This window comes from Piscinibacter gummiphilus (genome assembly GCF_032681285.1).
GTDB classification, from domain to species: domain Bacteria; phylum Pseudomonadota; class Gammaproteobacteria; order Burkholderiales; family Burkholderiaceae_C; genus Rhizobacter; species Rhizobacter gummiphilus_A.
Genome location: NZ_CP136336.1, coordinates 5,550,591 through 5,575,777, shown reverse-complemented (window position 1 = coordinate 5,575,777; position 25,187 = coordinate 5,550,591). Strand labels below are relative to the sequence as shown.

At 67.7% G+C, this 25,187-nt stretch carries 23 protein-coding genes; 5 read left to right on the top strand and 18 right to left on the bottom strand.

Annotation, left to right across the window (positions count from 1 at the left end):
• Positions 1 to 2: 2 nt before the first annotated feature.
• The 4 genes from RXV79_RS26485 to RXV79_RS26470 all read right to left on the bottom strand — a co-directional run bounded on the left by RXV79_RS26485 (position 3) and on the right by RXV79_RS26470 (position 4,632).
• A complete protein-coding gene (locus RXV79_RS26485; RefSeq protein WP_316701189.1) occupies positions 3 to 1,670 on the bottom strand; it encodes a GMC family oxidoreductase in 1,668 nt (555 codons plus the stop codon).
• Positions 1,671 to 1,760: 90 nt separating this feature from the next.
• Positions 1,761 to 3,122, bottom strand: a complete 1,362-nt coding sequence (gene creD / locus RXV79_RS26480; protein WP_316701187.1) for a cell envelope integrity protein CreD — start codon at positions 3,120 to 3,122, stop codon at positions 1,761 to 1,763.
• An 80-nt stretch (positions 3,123 to 3,202) separates the two neighbouring features.
• Entirely contained in the window at positions 3,203 to 3,841 is a 639-nt protein-coding gene (locus RXV79_RS26475) for a MarC family protein (protein WP_316701185.1), read from the bottom strand.
• A gap of 11 nt (positions 3,842 to 3,852) precedes the next feature.
• Positions 3,853 to 4,632, bottom strand: a complete 780-nt coding sequence (locus RXV79_RS26470; RefSeq protein ID WP_316701184.1) for a helical backbone metal receptor — start codon at positions 4,630 to 4,632, stop codon at positions 3,853 to 3,855.
• A 202-nt stretch (positions 4,633 to 4,834) separates the two neighbouring features.
• Here RXV79_RS26470 and RXV79_RS26465 point away from each other — a divergent pair, with 202 nt between their 5' ends.
• Positions 4,835 to 5,326, top strand: coding sequence for an RNA-binding regulator (locus tag RXV79_RS26465; RefSeq protein WP_316701182.1), 492 nt, complete (start codon positions 4,835 to 4,837; stop codon positions 5,324 to 5,326).
• A 92-nt stretch (positions 5,327 to 5,418) separates the two neighbouring features.
• Here RXV79_RS26465 and RXV79_RS26460 read toward each other — a convergent pair whose 3' ends face one another.
• The 4 genes from RXV79_RS26460 to RXV79_RS26445 are packed head-to-tail and all read right to left on the bottom strand — an operon-like array spanning position 5,419 to position 8,447.
• Positions 5,419 to 6,198, bottom strand: coding sequence for an SDR family oxidoreductase (locus tag RXV79_RS26460; RefSeq protein WP_316701180.1), 780 nt, complete (start codon positions 6,196 to 6,198; stop codon positions 5,419 to 5,421).
• A complete protein-coding gene (lptC, locus tag RXV79_RS26455) occupies positions 6,195 to 6,869 on the bottom strand; it encodes an LPS export ABC transporter periplasmic protein LptC (RefSeq protein ID WP_316701178.1) in 675 nt (224 codons plus the stop codon). The genes RXV79_RS26460 and lptC overlap by 4 nt, the downstream gene beginning before the upstream one ends.
• Positions 6,870 to 6,873: 4 nt before the next feature.
• Positions 6,874 to 7,446 (bottom strand): KdsC family phosphatase, encoded by a 573-nt coding sequence (locus RXV79_RS26450; protein ID WP_316701177.1) that lies wholly within the window; start codon positions 7,444 to 7,446, stop codon positions 6,874 to 6,876.
• Positions 7,446 to 8,447 (bottom strand): KpsF/GutQ family sugar-phosphate isomerase, encoded by a 1,002-nt coding sequence (locus tag RXV79_RS26445; protein ID WP_316701176.1) that lies wholly within the window; start codon positions 8,445 to 8,447, stop codon positions 7,446 to 7,448. The genes RXV79_RS26450 and RXV79_RS26445 overlap by 1 nt, the downstream gene beginning before the upstream one ends.
• 110 nt (positions 8,448 to 8,557) lie before the next feature.
• On the opposite strand from RXV79_RS26445, the gene RXV79_RS26440 reads away from it, so the two are divergent.
• Complete coding sequence (locus RXV79_RS26440; protein ID WP_316701174.1) at positions 8,558 to 10,561, top strand: cation:proton antiporter; 2,004 nt, start codon at positions 8,558 to 8,560, stop codon at positions 10,559 to 10,561.
• A 61-nt stretch (positions 10,562 to 10,622) separates the two neighbouring features.
• On the opposite strand, the gene RXV79_RS26435 is transcribed toward RXV79_RS26440, so the two are convergent.
• The 7 genes from RXV79_RS26435 to rpmH all read right to left on the bottom strand — a co-directional run bounded on the left by RXV79_RS26435 (position 10,623) and on the right by rpmH (position 16,937).
• Positions 10,623 to 12,107 carry an alpha/beta fold hydrolase domain-containing protein gene (locus RXV79_RS26435; RefSeq protein ID WP_316701172.1) on the bottom strand — a complete coding sequence of 495 codons (1,485 nt, stop codon included), beginning with the start codon at positions 12,105 to 12,107 and terminating at the stop codon, positions 10,623 to 10,625.
• Positions 12,108 to 12,342: 235 nt separating this feature from the next.
• The gene (locus RXV79_RS26430) at positions 12,343 to 12,810 is read right to left on the bottom strand and encodes a Crp/Fnr family transcriptional regulator (RefSeq protein WP_316701170.1); all 468 of its coding nucleotides are present in this window, start codon (positions 12,808 to 12,810) and stop codon (positions 12,343 to 12,345) included.
• A gap of 117 nt (positions 12,811 to 12,927) precedes the next feature.
• A complete protein-coding gene (gene mnmE / locus RXV79_RS26425) occupies positions 12,928 to 14,313 on the bottom strand; it encodes a tRNA uridine-5-carboxymethylaminomethyl(34) synthesis GTPase MnmE (RefSeq protein WP_316701169.1) in 1,386 nt (461 codons plus the stop codon).
• Positions 14,314 to 14,338: 25 nt separating this feature from the next.
• A complete protein-coding gene (yidC, locus tag RXV79_RS26420) occupies positions 14,339 to 15,988 on the bottom strand; it encodes a membrane protein insertase YidC (protein ID WP_316701168.1) in 1,650 nt (549 codons plus the stop codon).
• Positions 15,985 to 16,257: a membrane protein insertion efficiency factor YidD gene (gene yidD, locus RXV79_RS26415; RefSeq protein ID WP_316704212.1), complete on the bottom strand. Its 273-nt coding sequence runs from the start codon at positions 16,255 to 16,257 to the stop codon at positions 15,985 to 15,987. Before yidD ends, yidC begins: the two co-directional genes overlap by 4 nt.
• Before the next feature lie 35 nt (positions 16,258 to 16,292).
• Positions 16,293 to 16,748: a ribonuclease P protein component gene (locus tag RXV79_RS26410; RefSeq protein WP_316701167.1), complete on the bottom strand. Its 456-nt coding sequence runs from the start codon at positions 16,746 to 16,748 to the stop codon at positions 16,293 to 16,295.
• A 54-nt stretch (positions 16,749 to 16,802) separates the two neighbouring features.
• Positions 16,803 to 16,937 carry a 50S ribosomal protein L34 gene (rpmH, locus tag RXV79_RS26405; RefSeq protein WP_047486751.1) on the bottom strand — a complete coding sequence of 45 codons (135 nt, stop codon included), beginning with the start codon at positions 16,935 to 16,937 and terminating at the stop codon, positions 16,803 to 16,805.
• 301 nt (positions 16,938 to 17,238) lie between these two features.
• On the opposite strand from rpmH, the gene dnaA reads away from it, so the two are divergent.
• The 3 genes from dnaA (at position 17,239) to gyrB (ending at position 22,617) form a co-directional block, all read left to right on the top strand.
• Positions 17,239 to 18,657 carry a chromosomal replication initiator protein DnaA gene (gene dnaA / locus RXV79_RS26400; protein ID WP_316701165.1) on the top strand — a complete coding sequence of 473 codons (1,419 nt, stop codon included), beginning with the start codon at positions 17,239 to 17,241 and terminating at the stop codon, positions 18,655 to 18,657.
• A gap of 233 nt (positions 18,658 to 18,890) precedes the next feature.
• The gene (gene dnaN / locus RXV79_RS26395; protein ID WP_316701164.1) at positions 18,891 to 19,997 is read left to right on the top strand and encodes a DNA polymerase III subunit beta; all 1,107 of its coding nucleotides are present in this window, start codon (positions 18,891 to 18,893) and stop codon (positions 19,995 to 19,997) included.
• 106 nt (positions 19,998 to 20,103) lie between these two features.
• On the top strand, positions 20,104 to 22,617 hold the full coding sequence (gene gyrB, locus RXV79_RS26390) for a DNA topoisomerase (ATP-hydrolyzing) subunit B (protein WP_316701163.1): 2,514 nt from the start codon (positions 20,104 to 20,106) through the stop codon (positions 22,615 to 22,617).
• A 63-nt stretch (positions 22,618 to 22,680) separates the two neighbouring features.
• Here the strand turns inward: gyrB and RXV79_RS26385 are convergent, their stop codons facing one another.
• From RXV79_RS26385 to RXV79_RS26375, 3 genes are all read right to left on the bottom strand, one after another.
• Positions 22,681 to 22,866, bottom strand: a complete 186-nt coding sequence (locus RXV79_RS26385) for a CsbD family protein (RefSeq protein WP_316701162.1) — start codon at positions 22,864 to 22,866, stop codon at positions 22,681 to 22,683.
• Positions 22,867 to 23,001: 135 nt separating this feature from the next.
• Positions 23,002 to 23,784 (bottom strand): ethanolamine ammonia-lyase subunit EutC, encoded by a 783-nt coding sequence (gene eutC / locus RXV79_RS26380; RefSeq protein ID WP_316701160.1) that lies wholly within the window; start codon positions 23,782 to 23,784, stop codon positions 23,002 to 23,004.
• Complete coding sequence (locus tag RXV79_RS26375; protein ID WP_316701159.1) at positions 23,781 to 25,178, bottom strand: ethanolamine ammonia-lyase subunit EutB; 1,398 nt, start codon at positions 25,176 to 25,178, stop codon at positions 23,781 to 23,783. The genes eutC and RXV79_RS26375 overlap by 4 nt, the downstream gene beginning before the upstream one ends.
• Between the last annotated feature and the right edge of the window lie 9 nt (positions 25,179 to 25,187).

The window sequence follows — 25,187 nt, the reverse complement described above, 5'->3', positions numbered from 1 at the left end:
TCTTATGTGCCGGCCAGGATCCAGCCGGCGGCACGCTCGGCGATCATCAGCGTGGGCGAATTGGTGTTGCCGCTCGTGATGGTCGGCATGACGCTCGCGTCGACCACACGCAGGCCTCGCACGCCGTGCACCTTCAGCCGCGCATCGACCACCGCGAGCGGGTCGGCCTCGGGGCCCATCTTGGCCGTGCCCACCGGGTGGAAGATGGTGGTGCCGATGTCACCAGCCAGTCGCGCGAGCTCCTCGTCGGTCTCGAACTGCGTGCCGGGCTTGATCTCCTTCGGCGCGTATTTCGCGAGCGCCGGCTGCGCCACGATGCGGCGCGTGAGGCGCAGCGACTGGGCGGCGATGTGGCGGTCGGCCTCGGTGCTCAGGTAGTTGGCCTGGATCAGCGGCGCATCGAGCGGCGAGGCGCTGCGCAGGTGCACGTGGCCGCGGCTCGTCGGGTTGAGGTTGCACACGCTGGCGGTGAAGGCGTTGAACGGGTGCAGCGGCTCGCCGAAGGCGTCGAGCGACAGCGGCTGCACGTGGTATTCGAGGTTGGGGTGCGGCTGCGACGGGTCGCTGCGGGTGAAGGCGCCCAGCTGCGAGGGCGCCATGCTCATCGCGCCCGTCTGCTTCAGCAGGTATTCGAGGCCGATCAAGGCCTTGCCCCACCAGCGGCGGGCCTGGATGTTGAGGGTGTTGACGCCCGTGACCCCGAAGACGGCGCGGATCTGCAGGTGGTCTTGCAGGTTGCCGCCCACGCCGGGCAGGTGGTGGCGCACCGCGATGCCGTGGTGCTGCAGCTGGCTCGCCGCGCCGAGGCCCGACAACTGGAGGATCTGCGGCGTGTTGACCGCGCCGCTGGCGAGGATGACCTCGCCGCGCGCATGTGCGATCTCGGGCTGGCCGCCGCCGTGCGGCAGCACCTCGACGCCGATCGCACGGCGGGGGTCGCCGCCTTCGCTGTCGTCGAACAGCACGCGCGAGACGTGCGCGCCCGTCCACACCTGGAGGTTGTCGCGGTCGAGCGCCGGCCGCAGGAAGGCTTTCGCAGCGTTCCAGCGGATGCCACGGCGCTGGTTGACGTCGAAGTAGCCGACACCTTCGTTGTCGCCACGGTTGAAGTCGTTGCTGTGCGGGATGCCCGCCTGCTGCGCGGCTTCGGCAAACGCATCGAGCACGTCCCAGCGCAGGCGCTGCTTTTCGACGCGCCACTCGCCGCCGGGGCGTTTGCCCACCGGGTCGAAGCCGGGGGCGGCGTGGAACTCGTCGGCGCCCTTGTGGAAGTCTTCGTGCTTCATGAAGGCGGGCAGGCACTCGCGCCAGCTCCAGCCGTCGTTGCCGAGCGCGCCCCAGTGGTCGTAGTCGCGCGCCTGGCCACGCATGTAGATCATCCCGTTGATGCTCGAGCAGCCACCGAGCACCTTGCCGCGCGGGTAGCGCAGCTTGCGGCCGTTCAGGCCCGGGTCGGCTTCGGTCTGGTAGAGCCAGTCGGTGCGCGGGTTGCCGATGCAATAGAGGTAGCCGACCGGGATGTGGATCCAGAGGTAGTCGTCCTTGCCGCCGGCTTCGATCAGCAGCACGCGCTTCTTCGGGTCGGCACTCAGCCGGTTGGCCAGCAGGCAGCCGGCCGTGCCGGCGCCGCAAATGATGTAGTCGTAGACAGGAGGAGAGGAAGGGTTCAAGACGGCGCCCTGCGGTTCGCCGCAAAGTCTAGCCGCCGCCTCGTGCCTTCCACCCCCGTCTTGACCCGGGGTGTGGCGAATGCGTTGGTTTCAATTGTTCGCAGGTGTCGGTGCACGCAGCAATGCATACCAGTCGACACGGCGTGTCATCACCATCACCGCGGCCAGCACGACGAAGAGCAGCAGGGCGCCGATGACGAGCGAGGTCTGCTCCATCTGCAGCAGCAGGTAGAGCGCCCCGTACAGGCCCGCGATGCCCGCCGCGAAGAGCGCCCCGGCCCGCACACCGCCGAGCAGGTAGCGCCCGTAGAAGCCCAGCAGCGCCACGCAGGCCGCGCTCGCCAGCGCATACGACGGCCCGAACGACAGGTGCTCCGACAGGCTCAGCAACAGCAGGAAGAAGATCGAGAGCGCACTGCCCACCAGCAGGTACTGGATCGGGTGCACCCGCAGGCGGCGCATCACCTCCACCATGCCGACGGCGACGAAGGTGAGCGCGATGAAGAGCAGGCCGTACTTGATGGCGCGGTCGCTCATGGAATAGGGATTCACCGGGTCGATGAACGAGACGTTGAAGCTCTCGATGCACTTGCCTTCCGGGCCGTCCTGCCCGCCACACAGGCCCGCGCCGCGGGCGAAGTCGAGCGGGGCGGTGGTGGCGAGCGACGACATCTGCCAGGTGGCGCTGAAGCCATCGGGCCGGATCTCGCGCGCCACCGGCAGGAAGCGCCCGCCGAACGACGGGTGCGGCCAGTTGGCGTCGAGCTTCATGCGCGTGTCGTCGGCGACGGGGGCGATGGCAAGGTCGGCCGTGCCCACGAGTTCGAGCGTGACCTCGGCGGTGACGGGTGCATTCGCCTGGCGCAGCGCCTCCGGCAGCAGCGCGTGGAAACCCCGCGGGTGGCTCTTGTGGCCGGTGCCGGCGGCCACCACGAGGCTGTCGCCGGCGACCTGCACCTTGGCCTGGCGGATGCCGCGCGCGTCGCTCACGCCCACCATCAGCGTCGGCGGCTGGCACGCCAGGCGCGAGCCGGCATGCTCGGCCACCGGGCGCAGCGCGGCGAGCGTGGGCCATTGGGCGGTGAGCTGCGTGCGGCTCACGTAGGTGTTGACCTTGAACAGGCCGCGGTAGCGCGGCTCCATCGACACCACCGCCTGCACCGAGAGCTGGCGCGGCGTGGCCGTCAGCTGGAACTCACGCCGGTGCGTGGTGGTGCTGCGCTCGCGGCCTTCGCCCAGGGTGCTGTCCCATTCCTCGCTGCACTGGCTGTGCAGCACCGGGCCGAGCACCGCCTGGCGGCCTGCCTGGCTCTGCTCGACGCTGGCCACGGCCTCTTGGAAACGCTGCTGGCGCTCGTCGGCCAGGCTGCCGATGCGGCCGAGGCCCAGCATCAGCAGGCCGACGATCGCGGCCAGGGCCAGGGCCTTGGCGAGGAGGGGGTTCAGTTTCATGGGTGCGGCTCCCTTGTGGATGGAAGCGCCGCACTGTCAAAGCCCGCGGTGAAGCCGGGATGAAGCCTGCGTGAAGTGAGTCAGCGCAGGGTGGCCGCGAGCACCGGGAAGAGCTTGATGAGCCCATCCGACATCACCTCGACCGCAAGCGCCGCGAGGATGAGCCCCATCAGCCGCGTCATCACGTTGATGCCGGTCTTGCCCAGCACACGCGCGATGCGCCCGGCCGCGCTGAAGGCCAGCCACACCGACACGCCGATCACCACGCCGTAGCCGACAAGGTAGCCCAGCTCCCACCAGTGGCGGGTCTTGTCGGCATAGATCACCATCGTCGAGATGGTGGCCGGGCCGGTGAGCAGGGGGATGGTGAGCGGCACCACCGCGATGCTGTCGCCGGCATCGACCTTGTCGTCGCCTTCGGTCACGTCTTCGTCGCGGCTCTCGGCCGGGCGGGCGTTGAGCATCTGCAGCGCCGAGATGAGCAGCAGCGTGCCGCCACCGACCTGGAACGACGCGAGCGAGATGCCGAAGAACTCGATGATCTTCAGGCCCGCGAGTGCGCTGATGGCGATCACGAGGAAAGCGCTGAAGGCCGACACCCGCACCGTGCGGCGGCGCTGCTCGGCGCTGAAGCCTTCGGTGAAGTGGATGTAGAAGGGAATCACCCCGATCGGGTTGACGATGGCCAGGAGCGCGATCAGCGGTTTGAGAAGGTCCATCGAGGCTCCGGTCAGGCCGCGGCCAACGCACGCAGGTAGCGCAGCCCGGGCACGGCGCGTGGACCGTACCAGCTCACGAGCTCGCCGTCGACCCGCTGCACGATCGCCTGCGGGCACAGCGCCTGCGCCTCACGCACGTGCGCGTCGTCGAAGCGGAAGGGCTCGGAGCTCAGCAGCACCCGTTGCACCGAGGTGAGCCAGGGCTCGTCGCCCCGCACCACCGGGTAGCGCGCCGCACCGTGCGCACCGCCCTCGACCGCCGGCAAAGTGCTCCAGCCGACGGTGGCCAGCATGCGCGAGATGTAGGTGTCGCGCGCGACCGTCATCCATGGGCCGTGCCAGATGAGATAGAGCACATGCTGCGGCGAGGACGCAAACGCACGGCTGTGCACCAGCTCGTCGCGCAAGGCCCGATCCAGGCGCACGGCGCGTTCGGCCACGCCCGGCAGGTGGCCGAAGGCCTGTACGAGCTGGTCGATGAGCGACAGGTTGTCTTCGGGCCCGTTTGGCTGCGTGACCACCACCTCGGCCCCCATCGCCTGCAGCGCCGGCACGATGTCGGCCCGGTTTTCATCGACATTTACCAGCACGTGCGTGGGCGCGAGCTGCCGCAGTTTGGCGAGATTCACATCCTTGGTGCCACCGACTTTGGGCACCTCGCGCAGCTGCGGTGCAGGGTGGATGCAAAACCCGGTGCGGGCGACCAGATGGCTTTCCAAACCCAGCTCTACTACCAGCTCCGTGAGGCTGGGCACCAGGCTTGCAATACGAATGTCCTGCAGGTTTTGCATCAGGCAGGTCTCAAAACAACAGTTTCACCTTGAGCGAATTGCAGGGCTTTCCACTATTTGCGTGGGTTTGCACAATGACTTGATAATGGAAATTCCCGGTATTGGATGCAGCGCCTTCGCTTGAATGTTTCTACTCGAATGTTTCGAGGATAGGTAAAAGCTCCAGATTGTTCTCTGTCATCAGGAAAGAAAGGCGCTCTCCATGGGCAACAAACTCTACGTCGGCAACCTCGCCTACAGCGTGCGCGACGACGATCTTCAACAAGCGTTCGCGCAATTCGGCACCGTGTCGTCGGCCAAGGTCATGATGGACCGCGACACCGGCCGCTCCAAGGGCTTCGGCTTCGTGGAGATGGGCTCGGATGCCGAAGCGCAAGCCGCGATCAACGGCATGAACGGCCAGGCCCTCGAAGGCCGTGCGCTCGTGGTGAACGAAGCCCGCCCGCGTGAAGAGCGCCCGGGTGGCTTCCGCTCCGGTGGTGGTGGCGGCGGCTTCGGCGGCGGCGGTGGTGGCGGCTACGGCGGTGGTGGCGGTGGCCGCTCCGGCGGTGGCGGCGGCTACGGCGGCGGTGGTCGCTCCGGCGGTGGTGGCGGCTACGGTGGTGGCGGCGGTGGCCGCTCCGGCGGTGGCGGCGGCTACGGTGGTGGTGGCGGCGGTTATGGCGGCGGCGGCGGTGGCCGCGGCGGCTACTGAGCCCCTCGGCCCACAAGCCGATTCAGACACAAGGCGGTGGATGCGAAAGCGTCCACCGCTTTTTTCATGGGGGCGCTGAGGCCCGGCGCGTCTTATTCGCCCTGGCGCTGCTTGCGCGGCCGGCCCGCCAACGCGAGGTCGAAGACGGCATTGGGCAGCAGGCGCAAGAGCTTGGCCACGGCGGCCATCTGCCAGGGGATCACGCGGTAGCTCACGCCACCGGCGATGGTGCGGAAGGCGCGGTCGGCGAAAGTCTCGGCCTTCATCAGGAAGGGCATGGGGTAGCGGTTGCGGCGCGTGAGCGGCGTTTCCACATACCCCGGCGCGATGGTCACGACCTTCACGTTCGCGTCGCGCAGCTCGCCGCGCAAGCTCTCGCAATAGCTGATGGTCGCCGCCTTACTCGAACAGTAGGCCGCATGGCCGGGCAGGCCGCGGATGCCGGCCACGCTCGCGATGCCCACCAGCGTGCCCGAGCGCCGTGCACGCATCGGCGTGACGAAGGGCTGGAAGGTCGCGGCCATGCCGATGTTGTTGGTCTCGTAGACGGTGCGCATCATCTCGAGGTCTTCGAAGATGGCGGTGTCGATGCCGATGCTGATGCCGGCGTTGGCGATCACCACGGCGGGCAGGCCCTGCGATTCGATGCAGGCGCGGCCGGCGCCGGTGATGCTGGCGATGTCGCGCACATCGGCGCCGTAGACGGCCACGCGCGACGCGTCGAGTTTCTCGCGTTCGGCCCATTGGCGAAGCTCCGCCTCGCGCCGGGCGACGAGCGCCAGCCGATAGCCCGCGCGGTAGTAGCGCAGGGCCAGGGCCTGGCCGATGCCGCTGGAGGCACCCGTGATGTAGGCCAGGGGGAGGGTGCTCATCGTGCAGGCTCCTTGTTGGATTTGGGCAGGAAGCTCGCGCGCATGCGCCCGCTGAACTGGATCAGGCGGTCGAGGTGGCTGTACTCCATGCCCTCCGCGTACACCTGCGTGTCGCCACGCGTGACGGTGACCGGCAGGTGCGACTTCACCCGCTCGGTGTCGAGAAAGGCATGCAGGAACTCGCCACGGAAATCGAGTGCCGGGGTCGTGGGCGTGGCTTCGCTGACCACCTGGGCGCCGCCGAGCAGCTGCACCTCCGTGCCGGCGCCGTTGGCAATGCCGCGGCGTGCGCTCGCATAGGTGATGCGGCCATCGGCGCCGATGGCACGCAGCCGCACGTTGTCGATCTCGACGGTGTCGGTGTCGGGATAGTGGCGCAAGGCGTCGCCGTCGATCTGCGCCTTGAGAGGCCCGAGCGCACCGAAGCGTTGCACCGAGAAGTTGCGCATCTCGTAGTCGGGCTCGTGGCGCAAGGGGGCGGCGGCGCGGTCGCGGTCGATCACCGGGGTGTTCTTCACGAGCCACCAGGTGCCGAGCGCCAGCAACGCCATCAGCAGCAACGGCAGGTAGGCTGAAAAGAATTCCAGCACGCGCCAGCGCCAGGGCTGTTCGCCTTGGGCCGGCTTGGGGTCGGACGCAGGCGTCGTCACGCCGGCTGGAGACGCGGCCATCGGTTCACCCCGCCGCATCGAGCGTGACGAGGTGGCCGTGCAGCAGGGCCGCGTAGCGGTTGGCGGCCATCAGCAGCAGATCGCAGAACTCACGCGCGGCACCATGGCCGCCGGCAGCGCCGGTCACATGGTGCGCGATGGCACGCACCTCGGCGTGGCCGTTGGCGGGGGCGCAGGCGAAGCCGGCGCGGGTCATCAGCGGCAGGTCGGGCCAGTCGTCGCCCATCGCGGCGAGTGCCGGCCAGTCGAGCGAAAGCTGCTGGAGGATGCCATGGGCCGCGGCGAGTTTGTCGTGTGCCCCATAGACGGCATGGGCGATCCCGAGGTCGGCCACCCGGCGGCGCACCGCCGGCGAATCACGGCCGGTGATGACGATGGGCGTGATGCCGCCTTGCGCCAGCAGCTTCAGGCCGTGGCCGTCGAGCGTGCTGAAGGCCTTGAACTCCTCGCCGCGCTCGCTGATGTAGATGCGGCCGTCGGTGAGCACGCCGTCGACGTCGAAGATCGCCGCGCGCACGGCCTGCGCCCGAAGCAGCAGCTCGGGCGCGAAGCTCATGACCGGGGTCAGTGGTTGCATCAAATGACCTTGGCGCGCATCAGGTCGTTGAAGTTGAGCGCGCCCACCAGCCGGCCATCGGTCTCGACGACGAGCACGCTGGTGATGCGGTGCGCTTCCATCAGGTCGGCGGCTTCGACCGCGAGCACGTCGGGGCGGATGGTGCGCGGCGCCTTGTGCATCACGTCGGCCGCGGCGAGCGCACGCAGGTCGCGGCCGCTTTCGACACCCCGGCGCAGGTCGCCGTCGGTGAAGATGCCCAGCACCTTGCCTTGCGCATCGGTGATGGCGGTGGCGCCCAGGCCTTTCTGCGTCATCTCGCGCATCATGTCGACGAACGACGTGTCGGGGGCCACACGCGGCACGTCATCGCCGCTGCGCATCACGTCGCGCACGTGCGTGAGCAGCTTGCGGCCGAGGCTGCCGCCCGGGTGCGAGCGCGCGAAGTCTTCTTCGCGGAAGCCCCGCGCATCGAGCAGCGCGACGGCGAGCGCATCGCCGAGCGCCATCTGCGCGGTGGTGCTGGCGGTGGGCGCGAGGTTGAGCGGGCAGGCTTCGGCATCGACTGCGCTGTCGAGCACGATGTCGGCGTGCTGGGCGAGGGTGGAGTCGCGCCGGCCGGTCATCGCGACGAGCGTCACGCCGATGCGGCGGATGGCCGGCAGGATGGCCGTGAGTTCGTTGGCTTCGCCGGAATTGGAGATGGCCAGCACCACGTCGCCAGGCGCGACCATGCCGAGGTCGCCATGGCTGGCCTCGGCCGGGTGCACGAAGAACGCGGGCGTGCCGGTCGAGGCGAGCGTGGCCGCGATCTTGCGCCCCACGTGGCCGCTCTTGCCCATGCCCATCACCACCACGCGCCCGGTGCAACGCAGGATGGCCGACATCGCCTGGCCGAAATCGTCGCCGAGGCGGCCCTTCAGGCCGACCAGTGCGGCGGCCTCGATATCGATGGTCTTGCGCGCGAGCTGCAGCGCGCGGTCGACATCGAAGCTCGGAGAAAGAGGGGTGGCAGAGGACACGAGAGGGGCTGCGCGGGCAGGGCTGTCCAGTAGGATCGGGCGATTGTAGGCACGTGGCCTGTGCCCCTTTTTGTCCACGCTCGCACCCCCGTGCCGCCCGCCGCGCCCACATGGTCAGCACCCTTGAACTGGTCCTGCTCTATCTGATTGCCGCCGTGCTGGGCGTGGTGGCCTGCCGCATGCTGCGCCTGCCGCCGATGCTGGGCTACCTCGCCGTCGGCGTGCTGATCGGCCCGAACGCGCTGGCGCTGGCGAAGAATTCGCCCAGCGTGAGCTACCTGGCCGAATTCGGCGTGGTGTTCCTGATGTTCGTGATCGGGCTGGAATTCAACCTGCCCAAGCTCAAGAGCATGCGCAAGCTGGTGTTCGGCCTCGGCCTGAGCCAGGTGGTGCTCACCGTGCTGATCGCACTCGCCGGCAACGCGCTGCTGGCCACAGCGTTCGCCACCGTGGGGCGGGAGTGGGGCCTGAGCTGGCGCAGCGCCTTCGCGCTGGGCGGCGCGCTCGCCATGAGCAGCACCGCCATCGTGGTCAAGTTGATGGCCGAGCGGCTGGAACTCGAGAGCGAACACGGCCGGCGTGTGATGGGTGTGCTGCTGTTCCAGGACTTGGCGGTGGTGCCGCTCATCGTGCTGATCCCGGCGCTGGGGTCCTCACCGGAAGAACTGGCGCGCGAGCTCGCCTTCGCCACGCTCAAGGCGGCGGCGCTGCTGACGGTGCTGCTGGTCGGCGGCCAGCGCGTGATGCGCTGGTGGCTCACGCTCGTGGCACGCCGCAAGAGCGAAGAGCTCTTCATCCTCAACCTGCTGCTGGTCACGCTGGGACTCGCATGGATGACCGAACACGCCGGCCTGTCGCTCGCGCTGGGCGCGTTTGTCGCCGGCATGCTGATCGCCGAGACCGAATACAAGCATCAGGTGGAGACCGACATCCGGCCCTTCCACGACGTGCTGCTCGGGCTCTTCTTCATCACCATCGGCATGAAGCTCGACATGGAGATCGTGCTGTCGCAGTGGCCGCTGGTGCTGGTGCTGAGCCTGATCCCGGTGGTGTTCAAGTTCGGACTGGTGGCGGCGCTGGCCAAACTCTTCGGCGCTGCCACGGGCACGGCGTTGCGCACCGGCTTGTACCTGGCGCAGGCGGGCGAGTTCGGCTTCGTGCTCGTCAACCTGGCGCAGGGCGAAGGCCTGCTGTCGCCCACGCTGCAGAGCGCGGTGCTGGCGAGCATGGTGCTCTCGATGCTCGCCACCCCGTTCATCGTGATGTACAGCAACCGCATCGTGATGCGGCTGTCGTCCAGCGACTGGCTGATGCAGTCGGTGGCCATGACGACCATCGCCAAGCGTGCGATCAACACCGAGGCGCACGTCATCATCTGCGGTTATGGCCGCAGCGGCCAGAACCTCGCGCGCCTGCTCGACCTGGAGCGCATCCCGTACATGGCGCTCGACCTCGACCCCGACCGGGTGCGGCAGGCCGCGGCCGCCGGGCAGAGCGTGGTGTTCGGTGACGCGGCGCGCCTGCAAAGCCTGATGGCGGCCGGCTTGGCGCGCGCCAGCGCCGTGGTGGTGAGCTACCACGACACACCGTCGGCGCTGAAGATCCTGCATCTGGTGCAGGAGCACGCCCCGACGGTGCCGGTGGTGGTGCGCACGATCGACGATGCCGACATCGAACGCCTGCGCGCCGCGGGCGCCACCGAGGTGGTGCCAGAAGCGGTGGAGGGCTCGCTGATGCTCGCCAGCCATGCGCTCGCGCTCGTGGGCGTGCCGATGCGGCGCGTGATCCGCGTGGTGCAGGACCAGCGCGATGCGCGCTACAGCCTCTTGCGCGGCTACTTCCACGGCGCCGACGACGACACCGTCGACGACCTGCAGCAGGCGCGGCTCCTGAGCGTGAGCCTGCCACCCGCCGCCGCCAGCCTCGGCCAGCCGCTGGCCGACCTCGCCCTGCACGCGGTGGGGGTGAGCGTGGTGTCGGTGCGGCGTGCCACCGGCTCGGTCACCCAGCAGCCTGACGACAGCGTCACCTTGCATGCCGGCGACACGCTGGTGCTGTCGGGCTTGCCCGAAGCGTTGGCGCTCGCGGAAGGCAAGCTGCTCGGGCGCGGGTGATCCTCGCTGCCATGACAAAGGGGCCCGCAGGCCCCTTTGTCGTTGCCGGATCGCGCGGCGTTCAGGGTGGGCAGGCACCGCCATTGTTGGCGATCAAGGGGCGGAACAGGGCGGCCGCTGCGCCAGCCGCCGCGTCCTCGGCCGTTGCCGCCCGTGTGAAGGTGCAGCCGTAGGTCGGGGCGGCCACGGTCGCGGGGGTCAGCACGTCATCGCCTGCGGGCTTGGGGCCCCCTTCGGCCCAGGCGACCAGGTCGCTGAAGGCTTCCACCTGCTCGGCGAGCGTGAAGTCGCAATGGCTGATGCCGCGGATGGCGCGCTGCACGAGGCGGTCGCCATTGCCCTTGGCCACCGCACGCTGGCGGTAGATCTGCTCCATGTTGAAGGGCACGAAGAGGTCACCCAGCGTGTGGATGGTCAGCACCGGCACGCTGAACTCGCCGTTGACCTTCGGGACCCACCGCAGGCCATCGCGGCGCATGCGGTTGGCGTCGGGGTCGGCGGTGAGCTTCAACGCCACGTTGTTGATCGCCGTGCTGCCGGCGGCATCACCGGTGATCGTGTAGGTGTAGGCGTTGGTGTCGAGCACGTTGCGGTTCAGGATGCCGTTGACCGTGCCGTCGGAGCCGAAGGTGCCATAGGCCGACTGGAAGCTGCGGCCAGCCGCCAGCGCCAGGTCGAACAGCGGGCGGTCGCCGCCGGTCAGGTTCTCGACGATGGAGGCGAAGCGCGCGCCATTCGTCGTGGGGACCACGCTGCTGGCGCTGAAGGTGCTGAACAGGTTGCCGGTGACGGCGGCCGAGATGTCGGCCCAGTTCTGCGTCGGGTAGCGCGGCACGCCGGCCACCGCCTGCGCGGCCACCTGCATCGCGGCGAACGTGTTGAAGAGTTCGGTGTCGCCCGTCACGCCGCACATCGGCACGGCGCCGTCGTAGCGCACGCGGTTTCTCGCAGTCGCCAGCGTTTCGGCTTCGACCGCAGCGGCGGCGATGTGGCCGCCCATCGAGTGGCCGATGATGTAGGTCTTGGTCGGCGCGGTCAGCGTGCGGCCGTTGGCGGCAGCGATGCGGGTGAACTCGAGCGCCAGCGCGTTGGTGTCTTCGACGCCGGCCCGCACGTCGTACCAGTTCTTCGCGTAGCTGGACGCGGCCCAGGCATAGCCGTTCTCGATCAGGTAGCGGCGGATCGACGGGTTGCCGGTGGTCGGGGTGAGGGTGGTGCCACGGTAGCCGTGGGCGTACATCACCAGCTTGCCGTTCCAGCCGGTGGTCGGCACTTCGATGCGGTAGGACGCGCCGTTGAGCACGCCGGCCCAGCGGTCGGTCGTCACGGCGACACCCGCCATGGCGGTGAAGCTCGGGCCGTTCGCGCCTGCGGCGTAGTCGGGGTAGACCGTGGTGTTGTCGAGCGGCACCGGGGTGAAGACGCGGGCGTCCTGGGCACGGGTTTCCTCCGGCGCCGGCGCATCGTCATCGCCGCCGCCGCAAGAGGCCAGGACCACGGCCGCGGCGATGGCCGCCAGCCGGAAAGGTGAAAACTGTTGCTGCATGGGGTCTCCTGTGATCGATTTGCTTTTGCAAACGCGCGTCGTGAGCGCGTTCTGCCCGACGGTATCCGGGCGTGCTTTTGTGCGATCAGCGGGGATACCCGTTACAGCTCGTCACGTGAGGGACAAACGGTTCTGCAAGTCGGAACAGACTGAGAACTTGGCCGAAGCTGCCACTCCCGTGGCACGAAACGGCAGTTCGAAGCGCCCCGGCCGAGGGTGGCCGGGGACGGCACCTTCAGGCGAAGGGCATCTTGTTGGCCATGTTGGCGCGCATGCGCTGCGCCATCACGGCGCCGGCCGCGCGCACGAGCTCGAGCGCCAGGGCGGGTGACCTTTGGGCGAGCTCTTCCAGGCGCGGGCCGCGCAGCGCCCACACCATCGAGGGCGTGACCGCTTCGACGCTCGCCATGCGGGCGCCGTCGCCGAAGATGCCGGGCTCGCCCACCACGGAGCCGGGGCGCAGGATCGCGATGCGGTTGCTGCCCGGGGGGCCGCCGGTCACGAACACCTGCAGCGACCCGCGGCCGAGGAAATACATCGTGCGGTCGGTGTCGCCCTGCTTGATGAGCAGGTCGCCGGCGCGGATGTCGTGCTGGGTGAAGTAAGGACCGATGGTGCGCCAGTTTTCGGCGTTGAGCCGGGCCCGGAACGCGTCGTCGGTGTTGAGCGTCTGGATGGCGTTGACCAGTTCGTTGAAGTCCATGATGTGAGTCGGCCACGGAGTGAGTGGGCGCGGGAGGCGCCGCGTGGGGCGATTATCGGCCCGCCTCGTCGCGTCAACAACGAAGGGCAACCCGCGGGCGGCGGGTCCTCACTCGCCTTACTTGCCGATACAGAAGCGGCTGAAGATCTCACCGAGCAGGTCGTCGGGCGTGAAGGCGCCGGTGATCTCGGCAAGCGCGTTGTGGCCCAGCCGCAGCTCTTCGGCCAGCAGGTCGAGGGCGGGCTGCGCCAGCTGCAGTTGCGCATGGGCCATCGCCAGGTGCTCGCGGGTGCGCTGCAGGGCGTCGACATGCCGGGCGCGTGCGATGTAGACGCCTTCGGGTTGCGCGTGCCAGCCCGCCAGCCTGAGCAGGGTGTGGCGCAGCGTGTCGAGGCCGTGGCCGGTCTGTGCGGAGATGGCCACGCCATCGCCATCGCCATCGCCCTCGGGCGCGGCGCGCAGGTCGCTCTTGTTGAACACGTGCACCACCCGTGGGGCCAGGGGCGAGAGGCGTTGTGCGATCGCGGCGTCGTCGGCGTCGTAGGCGGGCTCGCCGACACGCGTGAGGTCGTGCAGGAAGAGCACGGCGTCGGCCTGGCCGATCGCGTCCCAGCTGCGGGCGATGCCAATGCGCTCGACCTCGTCGCCCGCCGCGCCCAGCTCGCGCAGGCCGGCGGTGTCGATCACATGCAACGGCACGCCTTCGATCTGGATGGTCTGGCTGACCTTGTCGCGCGTGGTGCCGGGGATGGGCGTGACGATCGCCAGCTCCGCGCCGGCCAGCGCATTGAGCAGCGAACTCTTGCCGACGTTGGGCTGGCCCGCGAGCACGACGCGAATGCCTTCGCGCAGCAGCGCCCCCTGGCGGGCGTGGTCGAGCACGCTGGCGAGCTGGGCATTGATCGCATCGAGCTGGCCTTGCGCGTCGGCCTGGCGCAGGAAGTCGATCTCTTCCTCGGGGAAGTCGAGCGTGGCTTCGACCAGCATGCGCAGGCGCACGACCTGTTCGCGCAGGGTTTCCACTTCGCTGGAGAACGCACCTGAGAGCGAGCGGCTGGCCGAACGGGCGGCCGCTTCGGTGCTGGCATCGATGAGGTCGCTCACCGCCTCGGCTTGCGCGAGGTCGAGCTTGTCGTTGAGGTAGGCACGCTCGGTGAACTCTCCCGGCTCGGCCAGGCGCAGGCCGATGTCGCGGCCGAGTTCGAGGCAGCGGGCAAGCAGCAGTTGCAGCACCACCGGCCCGCCGTGGGCCTGGAGTTCGAGGACGTCCTCGCCGGTGTACGAATTCGGCGCGGGGAAATGGATCGCGAGGCCACGGTCGATGGCCTGGCCCTGCGCGTCGAGGAAGGGGAGGTAGGTCGCGTGGCGCGGGCCCAGCGCCCGGCCGCACACGCCGGCGATCAACGGCTGCAGGTCACGCCCCGAGGCCCGCACGATGCCCACCGCGCCCCGCCCCGCGGCGGTGGCGATGGCCACGATGGGCTGGTGATGGCGCGGCAGCATCGCCGAATGCTCCCCGCGCGCTCGATCAGGTCACGCCCAGGCGCTTGTTGATGATGTACTGCTGCGCGATGCCCAGGATGTTGTTGGTCAGCCAGTACAGCACCAGGCCTGCCGGGAAGAAGAAGAAGAACACGCTGAAGATGAGCGGCATGATCCACATCATGCGGGCCTGCACCGGGTCCGGCGGCGTCGGGTTGAGCCAGGTCTGCAGCAGCGTCGAGCCGGTCATGAGCAAGGGCAGGATGTAGTACGGGTCCTTCGCCGACAGGTCGGTGATCCAGCCGAGCCACGGCGCGTTGCGCATCTCCACGCTGGAGAGCAGCACCCAGTACAGCGCGATGAAAAACGGCATCTGCACGAGGATGGGCAGGCAGCCCCCGAGCGGGTTGACTTTCTCTTCGCGGTAGATGCGCATCATCTCCTGCTGCATCTGCTGCGGTTTGTCTTTCAGGCGCTCGCGCATTTCCATGACGCGCGGGTTGATGGCCTTCATCTTGGCCATCGAGCGGTAGGCGCTCGCGTTGAGCCAGTAGAACGCGATCTTGAGCAGCACGACGAGTGCCACGATCGCCCAACCCCAGTTGCCGATCATCGAGTGCAGCTTGTCGAGCAGCCAGAAGAGCGGCTTGGCGATGACGGCGAACCAGCCGTAGTCCTTCACCAGTTCGAGGCCGGGCGCGAGGGCCTGCAGCTTGTTCTCTTCCTGCGGGCCGGCGTAGAGCTGCGCTTCGTGCGTGACGGTGGCGTCGGGCGCGATGCTGCCGAGCGGCAGCACCATCGCCACCGTGTAGAGGTTGTTGCCCAGGCTCTGGGTACGGAACTCGCGCTGCGCCTTGCCAGGCACCAGCCAGGCCGAATTGAAGTAGTGCTGGACCATCGCGATCCAGCCGTTGTCAGCCTTCTTCACGTAGTCGGTCTTGCCCTTCTCGATGTCGGCGAACTCGACCTTCTGGAAGTGCTTTTCTTCGGTGTAGATCGCCGGGCCGGTGAACGAGGTCGGCGCCATGAACATGCTGCTCGGCGGCACGGTGCCGTCGCGCTGCAGCTGCAGGTAGAGCTCGGGCTGGACCGGTGCCGTGCCACGGTTGGTGACCTCATGGCGCACGCCGATGGTGTACTGCCCGCGCTTGAACACGTAGCTCTTGCGCAGCGTCACGCCAGCAGGCTCTGGCGTTTCGAAGCTCACGGTCAGCGTGTCCTGGCCGTCCTTCAGCGTGGTGTCGCCGGGCAGCATCTTCAGCAGCGTCAGGTGATTGGGCAGGTTGACGCCCGGCTGCTGGGCGATGAGGCCGGTCTGCGCGGTGTAGGTGCGGGCGCCGCTGCGGTCGAAGAGCACCAGCGGTTGCTTGGGATCGGCATCGCTCGGGTGCTTGAGCAGCACGAGCTTCACCAGGTCGGCCCCCTTGGTGTCGAAGGTGGCTTCATAGAGGTCGGTCTTGACCGTGCGCTGCTCGCTGGCGACCACGGCGGCACTGGCCGCTCCGGCAGGCGACACCGCCACGCCGGCCTGCCCTGGGGCCGGCACACCGGACGCGGCTGTCGCCGTTGCCGCGGGCTTGGCCGGCGTCGGCGCGAACATCGACGGCTTGCCGTTGTGCATGTTCCAGTTGTTCCAGAGGAATGTCAGCGACACCAGGAACACCACCCACAGCAGGGTGCGGCGCATATCGGTCATGGGGAGGTCTTTTCGCGAGAGGAAGTCAGAAGACGGGAGAAGAGGCGCGGCGCCTGGGCCGGCACCGGGTCGTGCCCACCGGCACACCACGGGTGGCAGCGAGCGAGCCGGGCCAGTGTGAGGTAGCTACCCGCCGCGGCCCCGTGCTGCGCCAGTGCCTGCAAGGCATAGGCGGAACAGGTGGGCTCGAACCGGCAGGCGCTGCCCAGCCACGGGCTCAGGAAAAAACGGTAGCCCCGCACCAGGCCCATCAACAGGCGCTGCGGCAGGGCCAGAACGGCGTCGCGCATGGCGGTGCCCTCGCTCACGCCTCGGCCGCGCGTCGCACCGCGTCGGCCATCAGACGTGAGAGTTCGCGGCCGGCCTCGTCGCGCAGGGCATCAGAGGCGGCGCTCGCGAAACGGTTCTTGTCGAACGGCGAGCGCAGGCGCACCACCCACAGCCCGGCTTGCAGACTGGCCTGAGCGCCCGCGGCTTCGCGGATCTGGCGCTTGAGCAGGTTGCGGGTCACCGAACGACGGGCGTGGCGCTTGGGCACCACCGCCCCCAACCAGCAGCCGGAAGGGGATTCATCCACAGGCTTGCCCAATTCCGGTGCCTGGCCTGTTGACAACTTGCTGGCAACTGCCGCCGAAGCGGGTTTTCGTGCCGTGCTCGGCGCGGACCGCAGGTAGTGGATCGCGAAGTGCAAACTGCGTGCGTGGGCAGGGGTGCCCAGCACGCGTTCGAAGTCGGCAGATCGCACGATGCGACCGATCACGGCGTTGCCGTGTCCAGGGTCAAGGCGCGGCCGTGTGCAGCGCGGGTGCCGTCTTCAGACGGCCAGGCGCTTGCGGCCCTTGGCGCGGCGAGCGTTGATGACGGCGCGGCCACCGCGGGTCTTCATGCGCACGAGGAAGCCGTGGGTGCGGGCGCGGCGGGTCTTGGAAGCTTGGTAGGTGCGTTTCATGGGGCAATCCTGCTGGTCTGTATGAAGGTCTGGAAGTAGAGATGAAGACCTGCGCTGAGACGCTCACGAGTCACACTCGCAAGCGCCGCTTTGTGCCGCGGTGCCGACCGATCGACCAAGCCTTCGGGAAACCCACTATTACACCAAAAAGGCCTTTTGAAGTCAAAGACTTGCACGGCAACATGCGCCTGCCAGCGCTTTCGTGAAGGGATTGACCATCGTCTCGAAACTGTGGATAACCGCGTCTCCCGCAACCAGGGGCACGTAGAATCCCGCCGCTCCCAAAAAGACTTTTCCACAAATGAGCGCTGACCTCTGGCAACGTGGCTGCGAACGACTCGCGGCGGAGTTGCCCGAACAACAATTCAACACCTGGATCCGGCCGCTGCCGGCCGCCGACGTCACCGACGAGGGTGGTGACATGGCGGTGGCCAGCGTGCAGGTACCCAACCGTTTCAAGCTCGACTGGATCCGCAACCAATATGCCGGCCGCATCGAGGCCGTGCTGAGCGAACTGGCCGGCAAGCCGGTGCGCCTCGACCTCACGCTGGCCGCCCGGGAGCCGCAGGCTGCAGGCACCGCCGTGCGCGCAGCGGGCCCACGCGCCTTCGCCCAGGCGTTGCGCCAGACACCAGCCCCCAACGAGGCGCCTCACCCGACACGCCCCGCTTCCGAAAGCCCCACCAGCGCCCACCTGCCGCGCCACCGCCTCAACCCGGCCCTGACCTTCGACACGCTGGTGCCGGGCCGCGCCAACCAGATGGCCCGCACCGCCGCGCTGCATGTGGCCGGCGCCCCGGGCCAGATGTACAACCCGCTTTTCATCTACGGTGGGGTCGGCCTGGGCAAGACCCACCTGGTGCACGCGGTCGGCAATGCCCTGCTGGCCGACCGGGCCGATGCGCGCGTGCTCTACCTGCACGCGGAGCAGTTCATCACCGACGTGGTGAAGAACTACCAGCGCAAGACCTTCGACGAGCTGAAGGCCAAGTACCACTCGCTCGACCTGCTGCTGATCGACGACGTGCAGTTCTTCGCCGGCAAGGAGCGCACGCAGGAGGAGTTCTTCAACGCCTTCGAGGCGCTCCTGGCCAAGCGCGCCCACATCATCATGACCAGCGACACCTATCCCAAGGGACTGGTGGACATCGACGAGCGCCTCACCTCCCGCTTCGACGCCGGCCTGACGGTCGCCATCGAGCCGCCCGAGCTGGAAATGCGTGTGGCCATCCTGATGCGTAAGGCCGACCTCGAAGGCACGCCGATGCCCGAAGACGTGGCCTTCTTCGTCGCGAAGAACGTGCGCGCCAACGTGCGCGAGCTGGAAGGTGCGCTGCGCAAGATCCTGGCCTATTCACGTTTCTCGCAGAAGGACATCAACATCCAGCTGGCGCGCGAGGCGCTGAAGGACCTGCTGTCGATCCAGAACCGGCAGATCGGCGTCGAGAACATCCAGAAGACCGTGGCCGACTTCTACAAGATCAAGGTCGCCGACATGTACAGCAAGAAGCGCCCGGCGAGCATCGCCCGGCCGCGTCAGATCGCCATGTACATCGCCAAGGAAATGACGCAGAAGAGCCTGCCCGAGATCGGCGAGCTCTTCGGCGGCCGCGACCACACCACGGTGCTGCATGCGGTGCGCAAGATCGCTGCCGAACGCCAGAAGAACACCGAGCTCAATCAGCAGCTGCATGTGCTGGAACAGACCCTGAAAGGCTGAGCCTGAGCGCTGTTCGCATGTCAACTCACAACCCTGGGGACAAGTCCATGACAACTCGGGAGCTGTCCACAGCCTTCGATGAAAGCCGAAAGTTGTTGTCGATCCGTCCCGCCATGCCAGCCCATCGGCACACAGGGTTCGCGGCAAGATAAGCGGTTGATGGAAAAGGGGAAAATGGCGTTCTCCACAGAAAACGTCTTCCTCTACTAAGACGACTAAATTAAGAGGTTCACATGATTGTCTTGAAGACAGCACAAGAAAAAGTATTGAGTGCGCTGCAAGCCGTCTCGGGCATCGTCGAGCGTCGGCACACGCTGCCGATCCTGGCCAACGTGCTGATCCGCAAGACCGGGGGGTCGATCGAGTTCACCACCAGCGACCTCGAGATCCAGGTGCGCACCCTGGCCGAGTTCGATGGCGATGCCGGCAACTTCAGCACCACGGTCGGTGCACGCAAGCTGATCGACATCCTGCGTTCGCTGCCGAGCGACCAGAACGTGACCCTGAGTGCCAACCAGAACAAGCTCACGCTGCAAGGCGGCAAGAGCCGCTTCACGCTGCAGACATTGCCGGCCGACGACTTCCCGCTGGTGCAGGAAGCCGCCGACTTCGGCCCGATGTTCAGCGTGCCGCAGAAGACGCTGAAGACCCTGATCAACCAGGTGCACTTCGCCATGGCGGTGCACGACATCCGCTACTACCTGAACGGCATCCTCTTCGTCGCCGAAGGCAAGAGCCTCACGCTCGTGGCCACCGACGGCCACCGACTGGCGCTCGCGCAGGCCAACCTCGACGTCGAGATCCCGAAGCAGGAGGTGATCCTCCCGCGCAAGACCGTGCTCGAGCTGCAGCGCCTCCTGAAAGACGAAGACACGCCCATCGAGATGCGCTTCGCCGGCAACCAGGCCAAGTTCAGCTTCAGCGGCATGGAGTTCGTCACCAAGCTGGTCGAGGGCAAGTTCCCCGACTACAACCGCGTGATCCCGAAGAACCACAAGAACAGCGTGACCCTCGGCCGCGCACCGCTGCTGGCGAGCCTGCAGCGTGCTGCCATCCTGACGAGCGAGAAGTTCAAGGGGGTGCGCGTCAACCTCGAGCCCGGCAGCCTGCGTATCGCGTCGAGCAACGCCGAACAGGAAGAAGCCAAGGAAGAGCTCGAGATCGACTACGGTGGCGACGCCATCGAGATCGGCTTCAACGTGACCTACCTGATGGACGTGCTGGCCAACATGAGCGTCGACATGGTCAAGCTCGAGCTGCAGGACACCAACTCCAGCGTGCTGATCACCGTGCCCGAGCAGGCGGGCTTCAAGTACGTCGTGATGCCGATGAGGATCTGATCCGCCGTTGCGGCCCTGCGGCCGTCGCCACCCACAAGCGGGCTCAGGCCCGCTTCACCGTTTCTAAGAAGGGGTGAAAGCCCCGATCACCGAGTCGCCTGTGACCATGACCGACGTTCAAAACCTTCCTGAAGAACCCCCGAAGAAGACCGCTGCCGAGATCAGCGCCGGCTACGGCGAAGGCAGCATTCAGATCCTCGAAGGCCTGGAAGCCGTGCGCAAACGCCCCGGCATGTACATCGGCGACACGTCTGACGGCACCGGCCTGCACCACCTGGTGTTCGAGGTGGTCGACAACTCCATCGACGAAGCGCTGGCCGGCCATTGCGACGACATCGTCGTCACCATCCACAGCGACAACTCCATCTCCGTCATCGACAACGGCCGCGGCATCCCGACCGGCGTGAAGATGGACGACAAGCACGAGCCCAAGCGCAGTGCGGCCGAGATCGCGCTGACCGAGCTGCACGCAGGCGGCAAGTTCAACCAGAACAGCTACAAGGTCTCGGGCGGCCTGCACGGCGTGGGCGTGTCGTGCGTGAACGCACTCTCGAAGTGGCTGCGCCTCACGGTGCGCCGCGACGGCAAGCAGCACTACATCGAGTTTCGCAAGGGTGTGCCGCAAGACCGTGTGCTGGAGATGCGTGACGGCTTCGAAGTGAGCCCGATGAAGATCACCGGCGAGACCGAGAAGCGCGGCACCGAGGTGCACTTCCTGCCCGACGACGAGATCTTCCAGCAGAACGCCGACTTCCACTACGACATCCTCGCCAAGCGCCTGCGCGAACTCTCGTTCCTCAACAACGGCGTGAAGATCCGCCTCGTCGACGAGCGCAACAACAAGGAAGACAACTTCGCCTTCGCCGGTGGCGTGAAGGGCTTTGTCGACTTCATCAACACCGGCAAGAAGGTGTTGAACCCGACCGTGTTCCACGCGACGGGTGAGAAGAACAGCGAGCAAGGCACCACCATCACCACCGAAGTGGCGATGCAGTGGAACGACGGCTACAGCGAGTCGGTGCTGTGCTTCACCAACAACATCCCGCAGCGTGACGGTGGCACCCACCTCACCGGCCTGCGCGCGGCGATGACGCGCGTCATCAACAAGTACATCGAAGACAACGAGCTGGCCAAGAAGGCGAAGGTCGAAGTCACCGGCGACGACATGCGCGAAGGCCTGTGCTGCGTGCTGAGCGTGAAGGTGCCGGAGCCCAAGTTCTCGAGCCAGACGAAAGACAAGCTGGTGTCGAGCGAAGTGCGCGGCCCGGTGGAAGACGTGGTGAGCAAGTCGCTGGCCGACTTCCTGCTCGAGAACCCGAACGACGCCAAGATCATCTGCGGCAAGATCGTCGAGGCGGCCCGTGCCCGTGAAGCGGCCCGCAAGGCGCGCGAGATGACGCGCCGCAAGGGCGTGCTCGACGGCATGGGCCTGCCCGGCAAGCTCGCCGACTGCCAGGAGAAAGACCCGGCGCTGTGCGAGATCTACATCGTGGAGGGTGACTCCGCCGGTGGCTCTGCCAAGCAGGGCCGCGACCGCAAGTTCCAGGCGATCCTGCCGCTGCGCGGCAAGATCCTCAACGTGGAGCGCGCACGCTTCGAGCGCCTGCTCACCAGCAACGAAATCCTCACGCTGATCACGGCGCTCGGCACCAGCATCGGCAAGGAAGAGTTCAACCCCGACAAGCTGCGCTACCACCGCATCATCATCATGACCGACGCGGACGTGGACGGCGCCCACATCCGCACGCTGCTGCTCACCTTCTTCTACCGGCAGATGCCCGAGATCGTCGAGCGGGGCCACATCTACATCGCGCAGCCGCCGCTCTACAAGGTCAAGCTCGGCAAGGAAGAGCAGTACCTGAAGGACGGCCACGAGCTCGATGCCTACCTGCTCAAGGTGGCCCTGAAAGACGCCAAGCTCGAGACCGGCATGGGCGGCGCGGTGCTGACCGGCGAGACGCTCGACACCCTGGCCCGCCAATACGTGCTGGCCAACAACGTGGTCGACCGCCTGGCCAAGTGGATGGACGTGGAAGCGCTGCGCGCCATGGCCAACGGCCTGGAGATCCAGCTCGACACGCTCGAAGCCGCCGAACAGTCGGCGACGGCCTTGAAGGCCGCGCTGCACAACGCCGAGGTCACGGCCGAGTTCGACACCCGCATGGACAAGCACATCCTGCGCATCAGCCGCATGCACCACGGCAACGTGAAGAGCAGCGTGATCACCGCCGACTTCGTGCACGGCGCCGACTACGAAGCGCTCAGCACCGCCGGCCGCACCTTCAAGGGCCTGGTCAGCGCCGAGGCGGTGGTCAAGCGCGGCGAAGGCGAGAAGCAGAAGGAAGCCAAGGTCACCGACTTCCGCCAGGCCATGGCGTGGCTGATCCAGCAGGCCGAAAACGCCGTGGGTCGCCAGCGCTACAAAGGTCTGGGCGAGATGAACCCCGAGCAGCTGTGGGAAACGACGATGGACCCGAACGTGCGCCGCCTGCTCAAGGTGCAGATCGACGACGCGATCGAGGCCGACCGGGTGTTCACCATGCTGATGGGCGACGAGGTCGAGCCGCGGCGCGACTTCATCGAGGCCAACGCGCTGCGGGCGGCCAACATCGACGTCTGACGGGCGCACGCCCTCCAACGAAAAAGGCCCCGCGAGGGGCCTTTGTCATGGTGCGGTGATCGCTCAGACGCGGTCGCGCGAACCCTTCACAGCCTCGCGCGCATTGCCGAGCGCCTTCTGGGCCTTGCCTTCGACCTGCTTGGCCGCACCCCGCGCTTCGTGCTTGGGGCTGCCGATCGCTTCACCGGTCTTGCGTTGCACCTTGCCTGCGGCGTCCTTCACGGCGCCCTTCACTTGGTCCTTGTTCATGTGAACTCCTTCATCGGTGGGTTGCCATACGAAGCACATGTCTCGTCTGTGCTTCACCGTGAGATGAAGGCTACGCCCATCACTTGGCGGTGACTGCGAGCGCGCGACGCAGTTTGGGGTCGGACCGCTCCTACGTCATCGGCCGAGCGTGGGGCCTTGCCCGGGTGGTGGCAGTGCGCCGCTCTCGTCCTTCAGGCCGATGCCGGTGAGCCCGCGCTGCAAGGCCTGGCTGCACAGCCACACGAGCTTGTGGGCGGCGGCCTCGTAGCCCAGGCCTTCCGGCCGGATGTTGGACAGACAGTTGCGTTCCGCATCGGTGCGGCCCCGGCGTGGCGCATGGGTGAGGTAGACGCCCAGGCTGTCGGGCGAGCTGAGACCGGGTCGCTCGCCGATCAGCACCGCGACGAGGCGGGCGCCGAGTTGCTCGCCGATCGGGTCGCCGAGGGCCACGCGGGCCTGCTCGGCCATCACCACGGTGCCGATGCGCCACTCGGTGGGTGCCAGGCGGCGCAGCGCCGCGAGCAGGGGCGCGGCGTGGCGGGTGACGGCCAGTGACGACAGGCCATCGCCCACGACCAGCAGCAGGTCGCAGCCGCCGGGTGGGGTGTGCTGCGCCAGCACCTCGGCAGAGGCGTCGCTCAAGCGGCGCCCGAGGTCGGGCCGGAGCAGGTAGGTCGCGCGGTCGGGGGCGGCGCTGTGCACGCACAAGGTGGGCCAGCCGTCGGCTTCGAGTTGCGCACCCAGGGTTGCCACGTCCAGCGGCAGGTGCACCGCATCGCGTGCCATCGCATGCGCCGCGCCGAAGCGCAGCAGCTCCTGCGTGGGCACACTCACGCCGGAACGGCCGAGCGCGACACGCGCCGGGGTGTGGGCGCGCAGCGCCTGCCAGGGATCGAGCGTGACCGGGTCGCGGCTCATGGCGAGCGCCCGATCTGCTCGATGAGCGCATGGCTGGCTGGCACCGCACGCACACGGCCCTCGCCATCGGTGATGCCCATGCGCTGCAGCCAGGCCTCGAACTCTGGCGCACGCTTCAGGCCCAGCAGCTCGCGCAGGTAGAGCGCATCGTGGAAGGAGGTGCTCTGGTAGTTGAGCATCACGTCGTCGGCGCCGGGCACGCCCATCAGGAAGCTCAAGCCGGCGTTGGCGAGCAGGGTCATCAGCGTGTCCATGTCGTCGCTGTCGGCTTCGGCATGGTTGGTGTAGCAGACGTCGCAGCCGAGCGGCAGCCCGAGCAGCTTGCCGCAGAAGTGGTCTTCGAGCCCGGCGCGGATGATCTGCTTGCCGTTGTGGAGGTACTCGGGCCCGATGAAGCCGACGACGGTGTTGACGAGCAGCGGCGAGAACGCACGGGCCACCGCATAGGCGCGCGCTTCGCAGGTCTGCTGATCAACGCCGTGGTGCGCGCCGGCCGAGAGGGCCGAGCCCTGGCCAGTTTCGAAGTACATGACGTTGGCGCTCGTGGGATCGCCGACCGTGGCGCGCTTGAGCGACAGCGCGGCCTCGCGCGCTTCCTTCAGCAGCGCGAGGTCGATGCCGAACGAGGCATTGGCCTGCTGCGTGCCGGCAATCGACTGGAAGACGAGGTCGACCGGCGCGCCCTGTTCGATGGCCTGCAAGGTGTTGGTGACGTGCGTGAGCACGCAGGACTGGGTGGGGATCTGGAAGCGCGCGATCAGCTCGTCGAGCCGCTGCAGCAGCGAGACGATGGCCGGCACGTTGTCGCCGGCGGGGTTGATGCCGATCACCGCATCGCCGGCGCCGTAGAGCAGCCCGTCGAGCGTGGAGACGGCGATGCCGCGCGGGTCGTCGGTCGGGTGGTTGGGCTGCAGCCGCACCGACAGGTGGCCGGGCAGGCCGATGGTGTTGCGAAAACGCGTGACCACGCGGCACTTGCGCGCGACGAGGATCAGGTCCTGCTGCCGCATCAGCTTGCTCACCGCGGCCACCATCTCGGGCGTGAGGCCGGCGTGCAGGCGCGACAAGGTGGCGCTGTCGGCCTCGTCACTCAGCAGCCAGTCACGGAAACCGCCCACGGTGAGGTGCGACACCGGCGCCAACGCGGTGCGGTCGTGCGTGTCGACGATGAGGCGCGTGACCTCGTCGTCTTCGTAGGGGATCAGCGCCTCGTCGAGAAAGCGCGACAGCGGCAGCTCGGCCAGGCACATGCGCGCGGCCATGCGTTCGGCGGCACTCTCGGCCGCGATGCCGGCCAGCCGGTCACCCGAACGTTCGGGCGTGGCCTTGGCCATCACCGTCTTCAGGTCGGCGAACTGCCAGGTCTGCGGGCCGATGCGGTGGCGGTAGGGCATGGCGGCACC

Coding starts and splice junctions, on each gene's coding strand:
- creD (WP_316701187.1), bottom strand. CDS start 3,122: ATGAAACTGAACCCCCTCCTCGCCAAGGCCCTGGCCCTGGCCGCGATC.
- RXV79_RS26475 (WP_316701185.1), bottom strand. CDS start 3,841: ATGGACCTTCTCAAACCGCTGATCGCGCTCCTGGCCATCGTCAACCCG.
- RXV79_RS26470 (WP_316701184.1), bottom strand. CDS start 4,632: ATGCAAAACCTGCAGGACATTCGTATTGCAAGCCTGGTGCCCAGCCTC.
- RXV79_RS26465 (WP_316701182.1), top strand. CDS start 4,835: ATGGGCAACAAACTCTACGTCGGCAACCTCGCCTACAGCGTGCGCGAC.
- RXV79_RS26460 (WP_316701180.1), bottom strand. CDS start 6,198: ATGAGCACCCTCCCCCTGGCCTACATCACGGGTGCCTCCAGCGGCATC.
- lptC (WP_316701178.1), bottom strand. CDS start 6,869: ATGGCCGCGTCTCCAGCCGGCGTGACGACGCCTGCGTCCGACCCCAAG.
- RXV79_RS26450 (WP_316701177.1), bottom strand. CDS start 7,446: ATGCAACCACTGACCCCGGTCATGAGCTTCGCGCCCGAGCTGCTGCTT.
- RXV79_RS26440 (WP_316701174.1), top strand. CDS start 8,558: ATGGTCAGCACCCTTGAACTGGTCCTGCTCTATCTGATTGCCGCCGTG.
- RXV79_RS26435 (WP_316701172.1), bottom strand. CDS start 12,107: ATGCAGCAACAGTTTTCACCTTTCCGGCTGGCGGCCATCGCCGCGGCC.
- RXV79_RS26430 (WP_316701170.1), bottom strand. CDS start 12,810: ATGGACTTCAACGAACTGGTCAACGCCATCCAGACGCTCAACACCGAC.
- mnmE (WP_316701169.1), bottom strand. CDS start 14,313: ATGCTGCCGCGCCATCACCAGCCCATCGTGGCCATCGCCACCGCCGCG.
- yidC (WP_316701168.1), bottom strand. CDS start 15,988: ATGACCGATATGCGCCGCACCCTGCTGTGGGTGGTGTTCCTGGTGTCG.
- rpmH (WP_047486751.1), bottom strand. CDS start 16,937: ATGAAACGCACCTACCAAGCTTCCAAGACCCGCCGCGCCCGCACCCAC.
- dnaA (WP_316701165.1), top strand. CDS start 17,239: ATGAGCGCTGACCTCTGGCAACGTGGCTGCGAACGACTCGCGGCGGAG.
- dnaN (WP_316701164.1), top strand. CDS start 18,891: ATGATTGTCTTGAAGACAGCACAAGAAAAAGTATTGAGTGCGCTGCAA.
- gyrB (WP_316701163.1), top strand. CDS start 20,104: ATGACCGACGTTCAAAACCTTCCTGAAGAACCCCCGAAGAAGACCGCT.
- RXV79_RS26385 (WP_316701162.1), bottom strand. CDS start 22,866: ATGAACAAGGACCAAGTGAAGGGCGCCGTGAAGGACGCCGCAGGCAAG.
- eutC (WP_316701160.1), bottom strand. CDS start 23,784: ATGAGCCGCGACCCGGTCACGCTCGATCCCTGGCAGGCGCTGCGCGCC.
- RXV79_RS26375 (WP_316701159.1), bottom strand. CDS start 25,178: ATGCCCTACCGCCACCGCATCGGCCCGCAGACCTGGCAGTTCGCCGAC.